The following is a 15,169-nucleotide window of genomic DNA, read 5'->3' as shown; positions in this document are numbered from 1 at the left end:
CATCTTTTGTCCTGAACGACCCTTTCATGACATCCGAGGCACTCAGGCGACGTTGAACAGCTCGTCGTACCGCGACGCCATCATGTGCGACCCCTTGATCTCCGAGGTCGTCGCCGCGTCCAGGACGCCGACCTCCTCCGCGTAGGTCGCGCCCCCGGAAGGTCCGAGCGGTAGCGAGATCATCGGCCCGCCCGGCGTGTGCGTCCGCAGTTCGCCGCCTTCGATCAGCGCCCGGATGTTGGCCACGACGATCTCCGCGTGATCACCGGCCACCTTCGCGAGCTTCCCCTCCTGAAGCGCCGTGATGTCGCCGAGCGCGAACACGCGGGGCTGCCCCGGAAGACGCAGTTCCGGCGTCACCTCGACCCGCCCGCTCGCCTGCCGCGCGGCGGCCAGTTCGCCGTCGAGGTACGCGGTGTGCGGCGCGCCGCCGTAGCACTGGAACCACAGGTCGGCGGTCACTTCACCACCGCCGGTGAGGCCCGAGGTGAACGTCTTGGCCTGTCCCGGCTCGGAGACCGGGGCCTCGGTCAGTGAAGTGCCGAGCAGGAGTTCGACGCCCAGTTCGTCGAGCTGGCGGCGGATCTCCGCGCGGAACTCGTCCGGGAAACCGGCCAGGATCTCCCGCGCCGGGTCGACGATCGTCACGGTCTTCTCCGGCCAGACCGTCTTGATCTCGCCCGCCAGTTCGAGCCCCACCGGGCCCGCGCCGAGCAGCAGCACCTTCTCCGCGCCCGCGAGTTCCTCGCGGGTGGCGCGGATCTTCGCCTTCGCCGAAGCGCTGTCTTGGAAATCGATCTTCGCCGGGAACGGGTACGCCGAACCGGTCGCCAGCACGACGTAGTCCGGCGCGAGCCGCTCGCCCGACGCGAGCGTGACGCCGCCCTGGTCCACGCTCACCGCGCGGTCGCGCAGCACCCGCCCGCGTTCGAGAAGCCCGGCGTACGGGTAGAAGAGCCGATCCGTCCACTCGGGATCGACGAGCCCCCGCAAGGCGGCGACGTGGTGGACGAAGTCCTCGCGCGGCTCGACGAGCACGACGTCGGCGAACGAGTCCAGCTCCTTGGCGACGGTGGTGCCGCCGTATCCCCCGCCGATGACGGCCACGGTCGTGGTCATGAGATCCCCTAGTTCGTAGTGCGTAATGTTGGTACTACGAACTACAGTAGTTCGTACTCCGAACGATCGTCAAGTAGACTGCGGTCATGACCACGGCCGAAGACCTCGGATTCGCGACGGCGCTGGTGCGGCTTTCGCATCTCGTGCAGCGGGCTTTCATCGACGTCGGCCGGTCCCACGACCTCACGCCGCAGCAGGCACAGCTGCTCTGCGTGCTGGCACAGGGGGAGACGGGCGTTGGGATGACCGACCTCGGCAAGATGCTGAACCTCGAGAAGTCCAGCGTCACCGGCCTGGTGGATCGTGTGCAGCGGCGCGCGCTCGTCGAGCGGGTCGCGGATTCCTGTGATCGCCGCGCGCTGAAGATCACGCTGACCGAAGAAGGGCTCCGGCTCGCGAACGCCGCCCACGAAGGCGTCGTCGAGAAGCTGGAGGAGATGGCGGCCGACCTCCCGGCGGAGCAGCGCGAGGCGATCGCGGCGGCCGCGTGGCGGATGGCGCCCGAAGACTGAGTCAGCGCCAGATCGCGGACGCGATCAGCAGTCCGATCGCCGCGGCGCCGATCCCGGCGGCCATCGTGACGCCGACGTACAGCACGGCGCGTGCTCGCGTCTTTCCGGTGAACAGCAGCAGGGTTTCGTACCCGAACGTCGAGAACGTCGTGAGCCCGCCGCAGAAACCGACGGCCAGCAGCGCGCGGACCGCGTCCGGCTGCCCGCCGTGCAGGGCCCAGCCGGTCAGCACGCCGAGGATCGCCGAGCCGACGACGTTCACTGTGAGCGTGCCCCACGGGAACGCGGGTTTCCGCCAGGCCTGGACGCGCCGGTCGGTCAGGAAGCGCAGGATCGCGCCGAGGCCGCCGCCGAGCGCGACGAACAGAACGGTCATTTCCTCACCGCGCGGGTGATCTCGTGTCCGGCGTAGACGGCTACCAGTGCGGCGGCCACCGTGGCGAACGCGTACGCCAACCCGGTGAACGGACGTCCCGCCGTCACAAGATCGAGTGTGTCCGCCGCATAGGTCGAAAACGTGGTGTAGCCGCCCAGGATCCCGACCCCGAGAAACGGCCGCAGCAGTCTGTGCGGTTTCGTCGCCGCGGTCAGCAGCGCCATCAGGACACCGATCAGCAGGCAGCCGGAAACGTTGGTGGCAAAGGTGGAAAGCGGGAACCGGCCGGGGGAGTGGGGGATCGCGACGGAGAGGCCGTAGCGGGCGAGACTGCCCACCGCGCCACCCGCCCCGATGGCCGCGAACGCGTCCCGGCGCGGGCGGGGGACGGATGCCGGTTCAGCCATGAATGGCAGCTTAGAACCGCTGTCCGGGTGAACTGGCGCCACGGTGTCGAAGATCGCTCACAAGGCCGTTTTTCCCTGCTGGACAGTGAATTTTCCGGAAACGTGTCGTAGGCTTGGCGGCGCTCCAGGCCGATTTTCGGTCCGTCCGCTCGTCTAGAAAAAGGTGGCAGGATGGCACAGGAACAGTCAGGTACGCAGGCTCCCGACAGCGGTTTGCTGCTGGAGGTCGAGAAGATCCCGACCGCGGTCGACCGCGGGAAGGCCAACGGCGCGGCCGCCGACAACGACGGCAACGACGGCTGAGTGCCCGGAACGCCGACGCTGGCTGACCTCGTGGCTCCGCTCGGGGTCAGCCAGTTCTTCCAAGACGTCCAGGGCGAGACCTACCGCCGTTTCGAAGGCCGCGCGGGCCGGTTCGCCGACCTGCTGCCGTGGCCGGCGCTGAACGCGATCCTCCGGCAGCACCGCCTGGAGTTCCCGCGGCTGCGCCTCGCGCTCGACGGCACCCCGGTGCCCATGGAGAGCTACACCGATCTCGTCCCCACCCGCCGCAGTGGCACCGTCCCCCGCCTCCAGGCCGCTCCGTTCACCGAGCACCTGCGCGGCGGCGCGACGATGGTGCTCGACGCCATCCAGGAACTCAGCGACCCGATCGGCGATCTCGCCAGGAGCCTCGAACACGACCTCCGGGAGAGCGTTCAGGTCAACCTGTACGCCGGCTGGGGCGTGACCCACGGCTTCGACGTGCACTGGGACGACCACGACGCGTTCATCATCCAGGTCGCCGGCCGTAAACGCTGGCGGATGCACGGCCCGACCAGGCCCGCGCCGCTGCATCGCGACGTCGAGCAGCCCGAGCGGCCCGGTGAACCGATCGACGACTTCGTCCTCGAAGACGGCGACGTCCTCTACGTCCCGCGCGGGCACTGGCACGACGTCACCGCGGTGGGGGAGATGTCGCTGCATCTCACGCTCGGCTTCAGCCCGGCGACGGGGATCGACCTCGTCTCGTGGCTCGCCGACAAGCTGCGGGCGAGCACCGCCTTCCGGCAGGACCTCCCGAGGTTCGGGACGGCGGAGGAGCGCGCGGCCCGCGCGGCGGCACTGCGCGCGGAACTGGAAGCCACGCTGACCACCGACGTCGTCGACAGGTTCCTCGCCGAACGCGATTCGGCGGCCCCGGCGCATCCGCGCGTCGGCCTGCCCTGGGCGGCGACCCCCGGCCTGCTGCCGGACGGCGACGAGACCGAGGTCCGGTTCCTGGTCCCGAGGGCGGTGCTCGAAGAGGGTGACGGCCGGGTGACCCTGCTCGCGGACGGGAAACGGTTCGTTTTCGCGGGAGCCGCGGCCCCGCTGCTGAAGGCGCTGCTCGACGGCACGCCGCAGGCGGTCAAGCGACTCGCCGAGCTGTCCGAACTCGATCGGGGGACGGTGCGGGCCTTCCTCGGCGAGCTCACCACGCAGGGATTGCTCTCGATCGGCTGAAAGTCACAGGAGGCGAGAAGTGTGAAGGGAGCCCGGACGGGGTAAGCTAAGGCATGCCTAAGGTGAGGTCCGGAGGGGTCAGCCGATGACCACTCAGCTCTCGGACACGCAAGCGCCGCCCGCCGCGTTGCCGGGCTGCGCCACCGTCGCGCGCATGCTCGGGGCGAGCCCCGCCGGCACCGCGGCCGACATGCGGTGCTGGCTGCTCATCGAGCAGCCGGGCCCCTGGCCCGCGGACGCGCTGGAAAACGTCCTCGACGAGGCCTTCCCCGCCGAGCGCCGTGAGCTGCTCGAAAACCTGAGACGGTCGCACGGGCTCCGTCCGCTGCTCATCCGTCGTCCCGGCAAACACCGGCGAGACCCGGATCGTCCCCGTTCCGTGTATGTCGGCGGGGGTGAACCGGGCAACCGCTGGCTGGAACGCCTCGAGATCCACGACCTGGGTGAACTCGCCGAGCTGGACCTCGAAGCCGTCGCCGAGGGCACCGGTGGGCTCGGTACCCGGGTCGACGGGCCGCTGTTCCTGGTCTGCACCCACGGCACCAAGGACATGTGCTGCGCGGTCCTCGGCCGCCCGCTGGCTTCGACGCTCAACACCAACCACCCCGGCCGGGCCTGGGAGGTCAGTCACGTCGGCGGCGATCGCTGGGCGGGCAACCTCCTGGTGGTCCCGGACGGTTTCCTGCACGGCCAGCTGAACCCGGCCGAGGCGGCGCTGGTGGCCAAGGCCGCGCTGCGCGGCCAGGTCGAGCCGGAGCAGCTTCGCGGCCGGACGTCCGCGCGGACGGCGTGGGCGCAGTTCGCGGAGATCGCGCTCCGGCGGCGGCTGGACCTCCCCGGTCTGGACGACGTGCTCGCCGTACAGGAGGAGCCGCTGCTCGAAGCCGACGCGCGGGTCGTCACCGTGCGCGGCGGCGAGGACTTCTACTCCGTGACGGTGCGACGCCGTTCGGCCGCGCCGCGCGGGGAAAGCCGGTGCGCGGGGCTGATCCAGCCAGCCGGGTACGTGGCCGACGAGATCACGAAGCTCTGACAGAGCGAGATTTTCGCCCGATAGGGTGTCGCGGTGAAGCTCTTCGGCAGACGTGCGCCGCGGCCCGAGCCCGAACGTCGCACGCTGATCCTCGATCACTGTTACGACGACCTCGCGCTCGACGCGGCGCTCGATGGGCTGCGCGAAGGTGACCTTCGCGCAGCGCGAACCGTACTGGCTGAATCTCGCGAGGACGCCGAGACCCGCGGCCTGCGGCTGGATCAGCTGTCGAAGGGCCTGGTCGGGCACGCCGACGAGATCGCGGAGCTCGCACGGCAGCAGGACGAGCCGGAGCTGTGGCTGATGGCGGGCGCGGCGTATCTCGACGAGGCGATGGCGATCCGCGGCACCGGCTGGGCCGAAGGCGTCGGCCAGGAACGCTTCAAGATGGTGCATCAGGTCGGCGCCAAAGCGATCGGTCCGCTGCACCGCGCCGCCGAACTGATACCGGACGACTCGACGCCCTGGGTCAATCTGATGTCGGCTGCGCTCGTCCTCAGCGCGCCCCGCGACCAACGGGACGAGGTGTGGCGGGAAACCGTCCGGCGGAGCCCTGCTCATTTCTCCGCGCATATGATCCGGCTTCAGACGCTGGCACCGAAGTGGGGCGGCACCGAGCAGGAAATGCTGACGTTCGCCCTCGAAACCGCGCGCGCCGCGCCGCCAGGTGACCCGCTGACCGCGATCCAGCCCGCCGCCTGCTTCGAGGTCTACTTGATGGCGTCGAGGCAGCTGGACGACGACCGCCTCGACGAGTTCGAGAAGCTCTACTTTTCCAGCGAGCGCATGCAGGCGACGCTGGTGGCCGCGTCGGACCGCTGGCTCGCCGAGGAGAAGCCGCACCCGCGTGGTCTGCAGGCGCACCACTACTTCGCGGCCGCGTTCGCCTGCGGCGGCAACGCCGAGCGGGCCTTCCTGCATCTGCTCGGCACCAGGGACCGGTTCTACCAGCGGCCGTGGGCCTATCTCGACGGAAGTGATCCGGAGGGCGTCTATCACCGGATGGTGGGCCGCTACTGGCCCTCGAACCTCCACCTGGAGTCACCGATGGACCTCAGCCCGGTTTTTCCGGACTGAGACCCTCTTCACCCTCGTTCGAACATACGTTTGACACCCGTCTAGAACGTGTGTTCGACTGGCCGGGTGCGATGGGATCGACAGCGGGCGGACGGCGGCGAGCCGGTACTGCCCGGATTGGACGGGCTGCCGCGTTCGGTGCGCACGCCCGAGTTCGACGGCGTCACCTTTCACGAGGTGCACGCCAAATCCGTGCTGAACAAGGTGCCCGAGGGCTCGGGTGTCCCGTTCGGATGGACGGTGAACCCGTACCGCGGTTGTTCTCACGCGTGTACGTACTGCCTCGAAGGCGGGACGCCGGTCCTGATGGCCGACGGCCGGACGAAACCCTTGGCGGAGCTGGCGCCCGGCGACGCGATCTACGGGACGCGCGGGCGTGGCGCGGGGCGCCGCCTGGTGCCGACGAAGGTCCTCGCGCACTGGTCGACGCTGAAACCGGCGTATCGTCTGTCGCTCGACGACGGAACGTCCATCGTGGCCAGCGGTGATCACCGGTTCCTGACCGGTCGCGGCTGGAAACACGTCACCGGCACCCGGTTCGGCGCGGCGCAACGGCCGCATCTGGTCGGCGGCACCGAACTCGTCGGTGTCGGGAGGCTCGCGCGCACTCCGGACGACACGCTCGGCTACCGCGCCGGGTATCTGTGCGGGATGTTGCGGTCCGGCGGGTTCTCGGCCGAGAAGGACGCCGCCGACCGCGCGCTTCGCTACCTGCCGGATTTCGGTGCGTCGGTCGGTTTCGTTCAGGTGCCGCCGTCACCGGATTCCCATTGGCTGCGCGGATTCCTGGCCGGGTTGTTCGACCTGGCGGGGAGCTACCGGCACGGCGCGCTGCGCGTCACCCATGACGAGCAGGACATCGTCTCCACCTTCTGTTCCGCGCTGGGTAACTTCGACTTCCGTTACGTCAGAAGCGAAAACGCCAAGTTCCGTCCGCTGTGGACGGTGCAGATCCTCGGCGGGCCCGCGGAGGAGGTGCGGTTCTTCCAGCTCGCCGACCCCGCCGTCGGCTGGAAACGATCGCTCGACGGCCTCCCCATCGGCCGGACGAGACGGAAGGTGACGTCCATCGAGCCGCTGGGCATCGAGCTGCCGCTGTTCGACATCACCACCGGCACGGGCGACTTCATCGCCGACGGCATGGTCACGCACAACTGTTTCGCCAGGAACACCCACACGTACCTCGATTTCGACGCCGGACGCGATTTCGACACGCAGGTGATCGTGAAGGTCAACGCGCCCGAGGTGCTGGCCGCGCAGCTGCGGCGGCCGAGCTGGACCCGCGAGCACGTCGCGATGGGCACGAACACCGATCCCTACCAGCGCGCCGAAGGCCGGTACAAGCTGATGCCGCGCATCATCACCGCGCTGGCCGATTCGGGCACGCCGCTGTCGATCCTGACCAAGGGAACGGTGCTGGCGAGGGATCTCCCGCTGCTGGGATCGGTGTCGAAGGACGTGCCCGCCGGGCTGGCGATCTCGCTCGCGCTGCTGGACGAGGAACTGCAACACCGTCTGGAGCCGGGGACGCCGAGCCCGCGGGCGAGGCTCGACCTGATCCGCAAAGCGCGCGACGCCGGGCTGCCGTGTTCGGTGCTGGTCGCCCCCGTGCTCCCGTACCTGACCGATTCGGTGGCCGCGCTCGACGCCCTGTTCTCGCGGCTCGCCGAAGCCGGTGCCACCCGGGTCACCGTCCTTCCGCTGCATCTGCGGCCGGGCGCGCGGGAATGGTTCGCGCGCTGGCTCGGCCGGGAACATCCGGAGCTGGTGCCGAAATACCGCGAGCTGTACTCGCGCGGCGCGTATCTCCCGAAGTCCTATCGGGAGCGGCTCGGCGCCAGGGTCGGCCCGTTGTTGCGCCGTCACGGCTTCGGTTCCCGTGCGGACGACGGGGAACGAATGCAGGTGACGATGCCCGTGCAGCGTTCCGGGGAGGCGGTGATTCCGGCGGCGGAGCAACTGAAACTGCTGTAGGCGCACTTTTGTCTCGAGTGTCCGAAAGTCTTACCGCACAACGGATTCGGCCGTTCGGCGCAGTGGCTTGGCGGAAAACCTTTTCGTGCCTAATCTCAAGGGGACGAAGGCGAGGAGGTGCCTGTTGACCACCCGTACGGATCGCACCGCCGCTGTCCGCATCGCCTGGGCCGCGACCAAGCTGACCAGAGCGGGCAGACACCCCATCGCCATCGGAAGACTCGCCGCCACCGTCGGCATGGACCCGGCCGAAGCCCACCGTCTGATGGATTTGATGGGCTTCGTCATCCGCGACGGTCTGGTCGTGATGGACCGCGGCTCGCGCCCGGCCGACCGGCCGGGTTCCGACCGGTACCGGGTCGACCTGTTCCTCCTGGCCGTCGCCACCGGCGAACCCGTGCACGCGGACGCGGTCTGCCCGGCCACCGGGGCACGCGTCCGCGTCCACTTCACCCGCGAGAGGGTGTTGAGCGTCGACCCTCCGCACGCCGTGGTCGCCGCGTCACGGCTGTCCGGCATCGACCTCGCCCTCGGCCAGGACTACGTCGAGGCGCTGGTCTGCACGGGGTTCTTCGCGTCGAAGGAGGCGGCCTCGGGCTGGCTGCTGGAGAACATCGACGGCCGGGTCCTGTCCGTCCCGGACTATCTGGCGCACACACGGCGGATGGTCGCCGCGCTGGAGGCCTGGCCGACGATCTGAGAACACCTGGTCGCGAGGCATCACGGGCGATTCGTTAGCCTTTGACGTCGGCGAGAAGCCGTCGAATCGCAGAATCGTGATGCCGAAGGAGAGCACCCGCAGTGCTTCGCACCCACAAAGCCGGCACCTTGCGTGCCGAGCACGCCGGTCAGACGGTCACCCTCACCGGATGGGTGGCCCGGCGGCGCGATCACGGCGGCGTCATCTTCATCGATCTGCGTGACGCCAGCGGCGTGAGCCAGGTCGTCTTCCGCGAGGGTGAGATGGCCGAGCGCGCCCACCAGCTGCGCTCCGAGTACTGCGTCCGCATCGTCGGCGAGGTCTCGAAGCGGCCGGAGGGCAACGCCAACGCCGAGATCCCCACCGGCGAGATCGAGGTGCTGGTCACCGAGCTCGAGGTGCTCTCCGAGGCCGCCGTGCTGCCGTTCCCGATCGACGACCGCGTCGACGTCGGCGAAGAGGTGCGCCTCAAGCACCGCTACCTCGACCTGCGCCGCAGCGGCCCCGCGGCCGCCATGCGCCTGCGCAGCGAGGTCAACCGCGCCGCCCGCGAGGTGCTGCACGCCCAGGAGTTCGTCGAGGTCGAGACCCCGACCATGACCCGCTCCACCCCCGAGGGCGCCCGCGACTTCGTGGTCCCGGCCCGGCTCAAGCCCGGCTCCTGGTACGCGCTCCCGCAGTCGCCGCAGCTGTTCAAGCAGCTGCTCATGGTCGGCGGTCTCGAGCGGTACTACCAGATCGCGCGCTGCTACCGGGACGAGGACTTCCGCGCCGACCGGCAGCCGGAGTTCACCCAGCTCGACATCGAGATGAGCTTCGTCGAGCAGGACGACGTCATCGCGCTCGGCGAGGACATCGTGACGGCGCTGTGGAAGCTGATCGGCGCCGAGATCCCGAAGCCCTTCCGCCGCATCACCTACGCCGAGGCGATGGAGAAGTACGGCTCGGACAAGCCGGACCTGCGCTTCGACCTCGAACTCACCGACATGACGGCGTTCTTCGCCGACACCCCGTTCCGCGTCTTCCAGGCGCCGTACGTCGGCGCCGTCGTGATGGCCGGTGGGGCCGACCAGCCACGCCGCACCCTCGACGCCTGGCAGGACTTCGCCAAGCAGCGCGGCCACCGCGGGCTCGCGTACATCCTGGTCAACGAGGACGGCACGCTCGGCGGGCCGGTCGCGAAGAACCTGTCGGAGAAGGAGCGCGAGACGGTCGCCGAAGCCGTCGGCGCCAAGCCCGGCGACTGCGTCTTCTTCGCCGCCGGCAAGCCCGCCGACGCGCGGGCGCTGCTGGGCGCCACCCGGCTCGAGATCGGCAACCGTCTCGGCCTGATCGACGAGAACGCCTGGTCGTTCGTCTGGGTCGTCGACTTCCCGATGTTCATCTCGGCCGAGGAGTCCGACGACGTCGCCGTCGGCGGCGGCAAGTGGAAGGCCCTGCACCACGCCTTCACCTCGCCGACCCCGGAGTGGATCGGCAAACTCGCCGACGACCCCGGCAACGCGCTGGCCTACGCCTACGACATCGTCTGCAACGGCAACGAGATCGGCGGCGGCTCGATCCGTATCCACCAGCAGGAGCTGCAGAAGCAGGTCTTCGAGCTGATGGGCCTGTCGGAGGAGGAGGCGCAGGAGAAGTTCGGCTTCCTGCTCGACGCCTTCGCCTTCGGCCCGCCGCCGCACGGCGGGATCGCGTTCGGCTGGGACCGGATCGTCATGCTGCTCGCCAAGGCCGAGTCACTGCGTGACGTGATCGCGTTCCCGAAGACCGGTGGCGGGTTCGACCCGCTGACCGCCGCTCCCGCCCCGATCACGGCGGAGCAGCGCAAGGAGGCGGGCATCGACGCCAAGCCCGCGCCGCCCGTCAAGAACTGATGCTCCACCTCAGGGCCGTGTGCCCGCCGGACCGGACCGACGAAGCGATCCGGATCCTGCGGGCGCACACCGGGACCGCGCACCTCGTCTTGCATCACGGGGTGGCGGTCGAGCCCGAAGGCGATCTGATCGAGGCGGACATCGCCCGTGAGGCGGCCGACGAGATCATCGAGTCGCTGTGCGGGCTCGACCTCGACCACACCGGCGGCATCACGCTGGAAGCACTGGACACCGCGGTGTCCGACGCCGCCGACAAGGCCGAGGAGGCCGCGCCGGGTGAAGGCGCGGACGCGGTGGTGTGGCAGGAACTCGTCGGCCGCTCCGGCGAGGAGTCCCGGCTCACCTGGACATTTCAGGCATTCCTGACCATCGCGTGCCTGCTGGCGGCGGTCGGGGTGGTCACCAACTCGGCGGTCACCATCGTCGGTGCGATGGTCGTGGGGCCGGAATTCGGTCCGCTGGCGGCCATCGCGGTCGGGGTGGTGCTACGCCGGGGAGATCTCGTGAAGCAGGGCGCCGTCGCGTTGCTGGGCGGTTTCCCGATCGCCATGGTGATCACGCTCGGCGTGGTGCTGCTGGGCAACGCCACCGGGGTGCTCGAGGTCAGCAAGCTGGCGGAAAACCACGAAGTGGATTTCGTTTACAAGGTGGGAATCGCGTCGTTGATCGTCGCGCTCCTCGCCGGCGCCGCGGGCATGCTTTCCATGACGTCGGCCAAATCCGCCGCGCTCGTCGGCGTCTTCATCTCGGTGACGACGGTGCCCGCGGCCGGTTACGCGGTGGTCGCGGCGGTTGCCGGTCAGTGGGAACGGTGCCTTTATTCGGCCGGACAGCTGCTGGTCAATCTCATCGGAATCGTTGCAGCTGCGGCCATTGTGCTGACATTGCGCCGTCGTGGGCAACGATCGAGGGTGACGGAACGTCCGCTTTCACGCGGATGAGTCCTCGATCGCGCCAGCGCGCGCGATTGCCCGGATCTCAGTGGTCATGGTTGCTCAGTCACGAGTAGGGTCGGTGGCAATGACAGTCGATACCTCCTCTGCCGACGATTCGACCGTCGGAGCTGGAGCCGAAACCCTCGCCGTGGCGGCCGCGGTCGCCGCCGGCGAGTCGGTCCTCACGCGCCGATTCGGCAGCGCGATCACCCTTGTCGCCCCCGAAGACCTCGCCGGCAGTGGCCCGGCCACGGTCGTGCGGGCGCGGGTGGCGTCGTCGCCGTTCGCGCTGCCGCGCACCCTGGTGATCAAGCACTACCCCGATCCACCCGAACCGGGACGGCCCGATCCGTTCGCGCAGGAGGCGGTCAGCTACCAGCTGTTCACCGCGCTCGCCCCGGAGGACCGGATGTGCCCGGAGCTGCTGGCGCACGACGGCCGGGACAGAGTCCTGGTGATCGAGGACCTCGGCGGCGTCCCGACACTGCACGACAAACTCCACGCCCGTGACGCCCGCGGCGCCGAACGCGCGTTGCTGTCCTGGGCCCGGTCGCTGGGCAGGCTGCACGCGACCACCGCGAGCCGCGAGCCCGATTTCAACGCGCTGCTGCGCCGCCTCGGCGGCCCGGTCAAGAACGAGGACGCGCCGCTGCCCGCGGTCTGCGCGCAGTTGCCGGGTGTGCTGGAGGAACTGCTCGACGTCGAGACGCCGGAGCCGGTGCAACGGCGGGTCATGGAGGTCGCCGAGCGGGCGGGCGCGCCGTCGTACCGTGCGTTCAGCCCCGTCGACCTCAGCCCGGACAACAACCTCGTGACCAGCGGGGGAGTGCGGTTCCTCGATTTCGAACGCGGGCGGGTGCGCAGCACCCTAATGGACGTGGCGTACCTGCGGCTGCCGTTCGCGTCGAGCGCGGACGCGCTGGCCCTGCCGCCGGGGATGAGCGAGGCGATGATCGCGGCCTGGCGGTCCGAGGTCGTCTCGGTCTGGCCGGGGCTCGCGGACGAGGACGCGCTGGCCGAGCACCTGATGGACGGTCAGCTGCTCCTGCTGTGGGTGCTGACCTGGGAGATCCTCCCGGAATTGGACCTGGACCGGCACGCGACGCCGATCAGCCGGGAGGCCGCGCTGGTCACCTGGTGGCGGGAGCTGGCCAAACACTCGCTGCGTGCCCGTCTGACGCATATCTCCGAGCACGCCACCAGGGTCGCCGCGGCCCTCGGTGCCCGGCTCGGGCCGCACGCCGATCTCGCGTTCTATCCCGCGTTCCGGTAACCGCCGCACGGACTTTTCGCTCGGCCGTCCTCGCCGCGTTACCCAGGCATCACCGCGGGTGAGTCTGCGTGGCCGATGGTGGCTACCGTGACCGTGATCAGTGTCGAAGTCACTCCGAGTCCCGAACCCCTCCTTCCTCCCGCACCGGCGGTCCCGCGGTCCGCCCGCAGACTGGTCGTGCTCGGCGATTCCACGGCCGTGGGCCTCGGCGACCCCCTGCCGGGCCGGGGCGGCTGGCGCGGGGTCGGCCCGCTCGTCGCCGACGCGCTCGGCGTCGAGCCGGACGGCTATCTGAACCCGTCGTTCACCGGAGCGCGCATGGGCTGCGTGCTGACGAAGCAGCTTCCGGCGGCCGTGGCGCACCGGCCGGACGTCGCGCTGGTGGTGGCGGGCATGAACGACACGCTGCGCCCCGATTTCAGCGCCGAGAAGATCGCCGCGGACCTCACCGAGGTGATCCGTTCGCTGGCCGCCGTCGGCACCGTCGTGGTCCCGGTGCGCTATCACGACCACGGCAAGGTGTTCCGCCTCCCGCAGTCGCTGCGGCGCGCGCTGAGCCAGCGGGTGGCCGAGCTGAACGCCGCCATCGACGGGGTCGTCGAACGCGAGGGCGTGCCGTGCCTCGACCTCGAACTACTGCCCGGCGCCTACGACCTCACCGCGTGGAGCGTCGACCGGCTGCACCCGTCGGAACTCGGGCACCGGATGCTGGCGACCGGGTTCACCGAACGGCTCGCCGAGGCCGGGTTCGCGGTGCCGGAGCCGGTCAGCCTGACCTGCTCGGGAGGCGTGGAGCCGAGTACCGCCGGGCACGTCGGGTGGCTGGTGCTCAAGGGCATCCCGTGGGTGTGGCGGCGGGGCCGGGAGTTCGTGCCGTACGCGGCCGTGATCATGTGGCATTCGTTCCGGGAGCGGCTGCGCTGACCTGTGCCCGGAACCGTCGGTGGGTACGGCTACCGTCGACACCGTGGCACAGGACGAACTCTTCACCGTGAACCCCGACCTCGGTCCGCCGCCGGAGCCGGCCGAGCCGAGGGAGGTCGCTGTCCCGGCGGGCTCGCCGCTGGCGGTGCGGATGCGGCCGCGGACGCTCGACGAGGTCGTCGGCCAGCAGCATCTGCTGCGTGAGGGCGCGCCGCTGCGGCGGCTCGTCGAAGGCGCGGCGCCCGCTTCCGTGCTGCTCTACGGCCCGCCGGGCACCGGCAAGACCACGCTGGCGAACCTCGTCTCGGCCGCGACCGGCCGCCGGTTCGTGGCGATGTCGGCACTGTCGGCCGGGGTGAAGGAGGTGCGCGGGGTCATCGAGGAGGCCCGCCGTCGCCGCAACTACAACGCCGAGAACACGGTGCTGTTCATCGACGAGGTCCACCGGTTCTCCAAGACGCAGCAGGACGCCCTGCTCGGCGCGGTGGAGGACCGGACGGTGCTGCTGGTGGCCGCCACCACGGAGAACCCGTCGTTCTCGGTGGTCTCGCCGCTGCTCTCGCGGTCACTGGTGCTGCAGCTGCGGCCGCTGACCGACGCCGACATCGTCGCGCTGATCGAGCGCGCGCTGGCCGACGAACGCGGTCTAGGCGGCGAACTCACCTTGACCGAAGACGCGCGGGACCATCTGGTGCGGCTGGCCTCCGGCGACGCGCGGCGAGCGCTCACCGCACTGGAAGCTGCCGCCGACGCGGCGAGCGCGACCGAGGCCAAGACGATCGATCTCGCCATCGTCGAGTCCACAGTGGACAAGGCGGCGGTGCGCTACGACCGCGACGGCGACCAGCACTACGACGTCATCAGCGCGTTCATCAAATCGATCCGGGGTTCGGACGTGGACGCCGCGTTGCACTATCTGGCGCGGATGATCGAGGCGGGGGAGGACCCGCGGTTCCTGGCCCGGCGCCTGGTCGTGCACGCGAGCGAGGACATCGGCATGGCCGACCCGACGGCACTGCAATCGGCCGTCGCGGCGGCGCACGCCGTGCAGTTCATCGGCATGCCGGAAGGCCGTCTCGCACTGGCGCAGGCGACCGTGCACCTGGCGACGGCGCCGAAATCGAACGCCGTCATCACCGGGATCGACGCCGCGCTGAGCGACGTCCGGTCCGGGCGGATCGGGACGGTGCCACCGCATCTGCGCGACGGGCATTACGCGGGGGCGGAGAAACTCGGCAACGCGAAGGGCTACCGGTATCCGCACAACGTGCCGGAAGGTGTTCTGGCGCAACAGTATCCGCCGGACGAGCTGGTGGGGCGGGACTACTACGAGCCGACGCAGCGTGGCGCGGAGCGGACTCTGCACGAGCGGGTGCCGAAGCTGCGGAGGACCATTCGGGGGGAGCGTTAGCCCGCGTTCGGAGCAATGTCGCCGTGATCGGTAACGGTGGTTGATCATGGGGCTATATCCCCGGTGGCT

Annotated in this window: 15 protein-coding genes; 12 read left to right on the top strand and 3 right to left on the bottom strand. The window is 69.9% G+C overall.

What is annotated here, in order from left to right; all coding sequences use genetic code 11:
- Window positions 1-42: 42 nt before the first annotated feature.
- Window positions 43-1,119 carry an NAD(P)/FAD-dependent oxidoreductase gene (locus AVR91_RS30990; RefSeq protein ID WP_063274240.1) on the bottom strand — a complete coding sequence of 359 codons (1,077 nt, stop codon included), beginning with the start codon at window positions 1,117-1,119 and terminating at the stop codon, window positions 43-45.
- A gap of 86 nt (window positions 1,120-1,205) precedes the next feature.
- On the opposite strand from AVR91_RS30990, the gene AVR91_RS30985 reads away from it, so the two are divergent.
- Window positions 1,206-1,631, top strand: a complete 426-nt coding sequence (locus AVR91_RS30985) for a MarR family winged helix-turn-helix transcriptional regulator (RefSeq protein ID WP_016333033.1) — start codon at window positions 1,206-1,208, stop codon at window positions 1,629-1,631.
- A 1-nt stretch (window position 1,632) separates the two neighbouring features.
- On the opposite strand, the gene crcB (AVR91_RS30980) is transcribed toward AVR91_RS30985, so the two are convergent.
- Together crcB (AVR91_RS30980) and crcB (AVR91_RS30975) are read right to left on the bottom strand one after the other, a co-directional pair.
- Window positions 1,633-2,007: a fluoride efflux transporter CrcB gene (gene crcB, locus AVR91_RS30980; protein WP_063274239.1), complete on the bottom strand. Its 375-nt coding sequence runs from the start codon at window positions 2,005-2,007 to the stop codon at window positions 1,633-1,635.
- The gene (gene crcB / locus AVR91_RS30975; RefSeq protein WP_063274238.1) at window positions 2,004-2,414 is read right to left on the bottom strand and encodes a fluoride efflux transporter CrcB; all 411 of its coding nucleotides are present in this window, start codon (window positions 2,412-2,414) and stop codon (window positions 2,004-2,006) included. The genes crcB (AVR91_RS30980) and crcB (AVR91_RS30975) overlap by 4 nt, the downstream gene beginning before the upstream one ends.
- 171 nt (window positions 2,415-2,585) lie before the next feature.
- On the opposite strand from crcB (AVR91_RS30975), the gene AVR91_RS44350 reads away from it, so the two are divergent.
- The 11 genes from AVR91_RS44350 to AVR91_RS30925 all read left to right on the top strand — a co-directional run bounded on the left by AVR91_RS44350 (window position 2,586) and on the right by AVR91_RS30925 (window position 15,100).
- Window positions 2,586-2,717 carry a hypothetical protein gene (locus AVR91_RS44350; RefSeq protein WP_005157133.1) on the top strand — a complete coding sequence of 44 codons (132 nt, stop codon included), beginning with the start codon at window positions 2,586-2,588 and terminating at the stop codon, window positions 2,715-2,717.
- Window positions 2,718-3,899, top strand: coding sequence for a cupin domain-containing protein (locus tag AVR91_RS30970; protein WP_063274237.1), 1,182 nt, complete (start codon window positions 2,718-2,720; stop codon window positions 3,897-3,899). It abuts the gene before it with no gap.
- An 85-nt stretch (window positions 3,900-3,984) separates the two neighbouring features.
- A complete protein-coding gene (locus tag AVR91_RS30965; protein ID WP_063274236.1) occupies window positions 3,985-4,932 on the top strand; it encodes a sucrase ferredoxin in 948 nt (315 codons plus the stop codon).
- Window positions 4,933-4,965: 33 nt separating this feature from the next.
- Complete coding sequence (locus AVR91_RS30960) at window positions 4,966-6,009, top strand: hypothetical protein (protein WP_063274235.1); 1,044 nt, start codon at window positions 4,966-4,968, stop codon at window positions 6,007-6,009.
- A gap of 66 nt (window positions 6,010-6,075) precedes the next feature.
- Window positions 6,076-7,983, top strand: coding sequence for an intein-containing Rv2578c family radical SAM protein (locus AVR91_RS30955; protein WP_197684784.1), 1,908 nt, complete (start codon window positions 6,076-6,078; stop codon window positions 7,981-7,983).
- A 124-nt stretch (window positions 7,984-8,107) separates the two neighbouring features.
- Entirely contained in the window at window positions 8,108-8,683 is a 576-nt protein-coding gene (gene merB, locus AVR91_RS30950) for an organomercurial lyase (RefSeq protein ID WP_063274234.1), read from the top strand.
- Between the two features lie 101 nt (window positions 8,684-8,784).
- Window positions 8,785-10,557, top strand: a complete 1,773-nt coding sequence (gene aspS, locus AVR91_RS30945) for an aspartate--tRNA ligase (RefSeq protein ID WP_063274233.1) — start codon at window positions 8,785-8,787, stop codon at window positions 10,555-10,557.
- On the top strand, window positions 10,557-11,498 hold the full coding sequence (locus tag AVR91_RS30940) for a DUF389 domain-containing protein (protein WP_063274232.1): 942 nt from the start codon (window positions 10,557-10,559) through the stop codon (window positions 11,496-11,498). Before aspS ends, AVR91_RS30940 begins: the two co-directional genes overlap by 1 nt.
- 79 nt (window positions 11,499-11,577) lie before the next feature.
- Window positions 11,578-12,765: a phosphotransferase gene (locus AVR91_RS30935; RefSeq protein ID WP_043848017.1), complete on the top strand. Its 1,188-nt coding sequence runs from the start codon at window positions 11,578-11,580 to the stop codon at window positions 12,763-12,765.
- Window positions 12,766-12,840: 75 nt separating this feature from the next.
- Window positions 12,841-13,689, top strand: a complete 849-nt coding sequence (locus AVR91_RS30930) for an SGNH/GDSL hydrolase family protein (protein ID WP_063274231.1) — start codon at window positions 12,841-12,843, stop codon at window positions 13,687-13,689.
- A 43-nt stretch (window positions 13,690-13,732) separates the two neighbouring features.
- The gene (locus tag AVR91_RS30925; RefSeq protein ID WP_063274295.1) at window positions 13,733-15,100 is read left to right on the top strand and encodes a replication-associated recombination protein A; all 1,368 of its coding nucleotides are present in this window, start codon (window positions 13,733-13,735) and stop codon (window positions 15,098-15,100) included.
- Window positions 15,101-15,169: the final 69 nt, after the last annotated feature.

It is taken from the genome of Amycolatopsis keratiniphila subsp. keratiniphila (assembly GCF_001620365.2).
In the GTDB taxonomy this organism is placed as follows: Bacteria; Actinomycetota; Actinomycetes; order Mycobacteriales; family Pseudonocardiaceae; genus Amycolatopsis; species Amycolatopsis keratiniphila.
This window is presented reverse-complemented; position numbering and strand designations above follow the sequence as displayed.

Coding starts and splice junctions, on each gene's coding strand:
- AVR91_RS44350 (WP_005157133.1), top strand. CDS start 2,586: ATGGCACAGGAACAGTCAGGTACGCAGGCTCCCGACAGCGGTTTGCTG.
- AVR91_RS30985 (WP_016333033.1), top strand. CDS start 1,206: ATGACCACGGCCGAAGACCTCGGATTCGCGACGGCGCTGGTGCGGCTT.
- AVR91_RS30940 (WP_063274232.1), top strand. CDS start 10,557: ATGCTCCACCTCAGGGCCGTGTGCCCGCCGGACCGGACCGACGAAGCG.
- AVR91_RS30965 (WP_063274236.1), top strand. CDS start 3,985: ATGACCACTCAGCTCTCGGACACGCAAGCGCCGCCCGCCGCGTTGCCG.
- crcB (WP_063274239.1), bottom strand. CDS start 2,007: ATGACCGTTCTGTTCGTCGCGCTCGGCGGCGGCCTCGGCGCGATCCTG.
- crcB (WP_063274238.1), bottom strand. CDS start 2,414: ATGGCTGAACCGGCATCCGTCCCCCGCCCGCGCCGGGACGCGTTCGCG.
- AVR91_RS30935 (WP_043848017.1), top strand. CDS start 11,578: ATGACAGTCGATACCTCCTCTGCCGACGATTCGACCGTCGGAGCTGGA.
- AVR91_RS30930 (WP_063274231.1), top strand. CDS start 12,841: ATGGTGGCTACCGTGACCGTGATCAGTGTCGAAGTCACTCCGAGTCCC.
- AVR91_RS30990 (WP_063274240.1), bottom strand. CDS start 1,119: ATGACCACGACCGTGGCCGTCATCGGCGGGGGATACGGCGGCACCACC.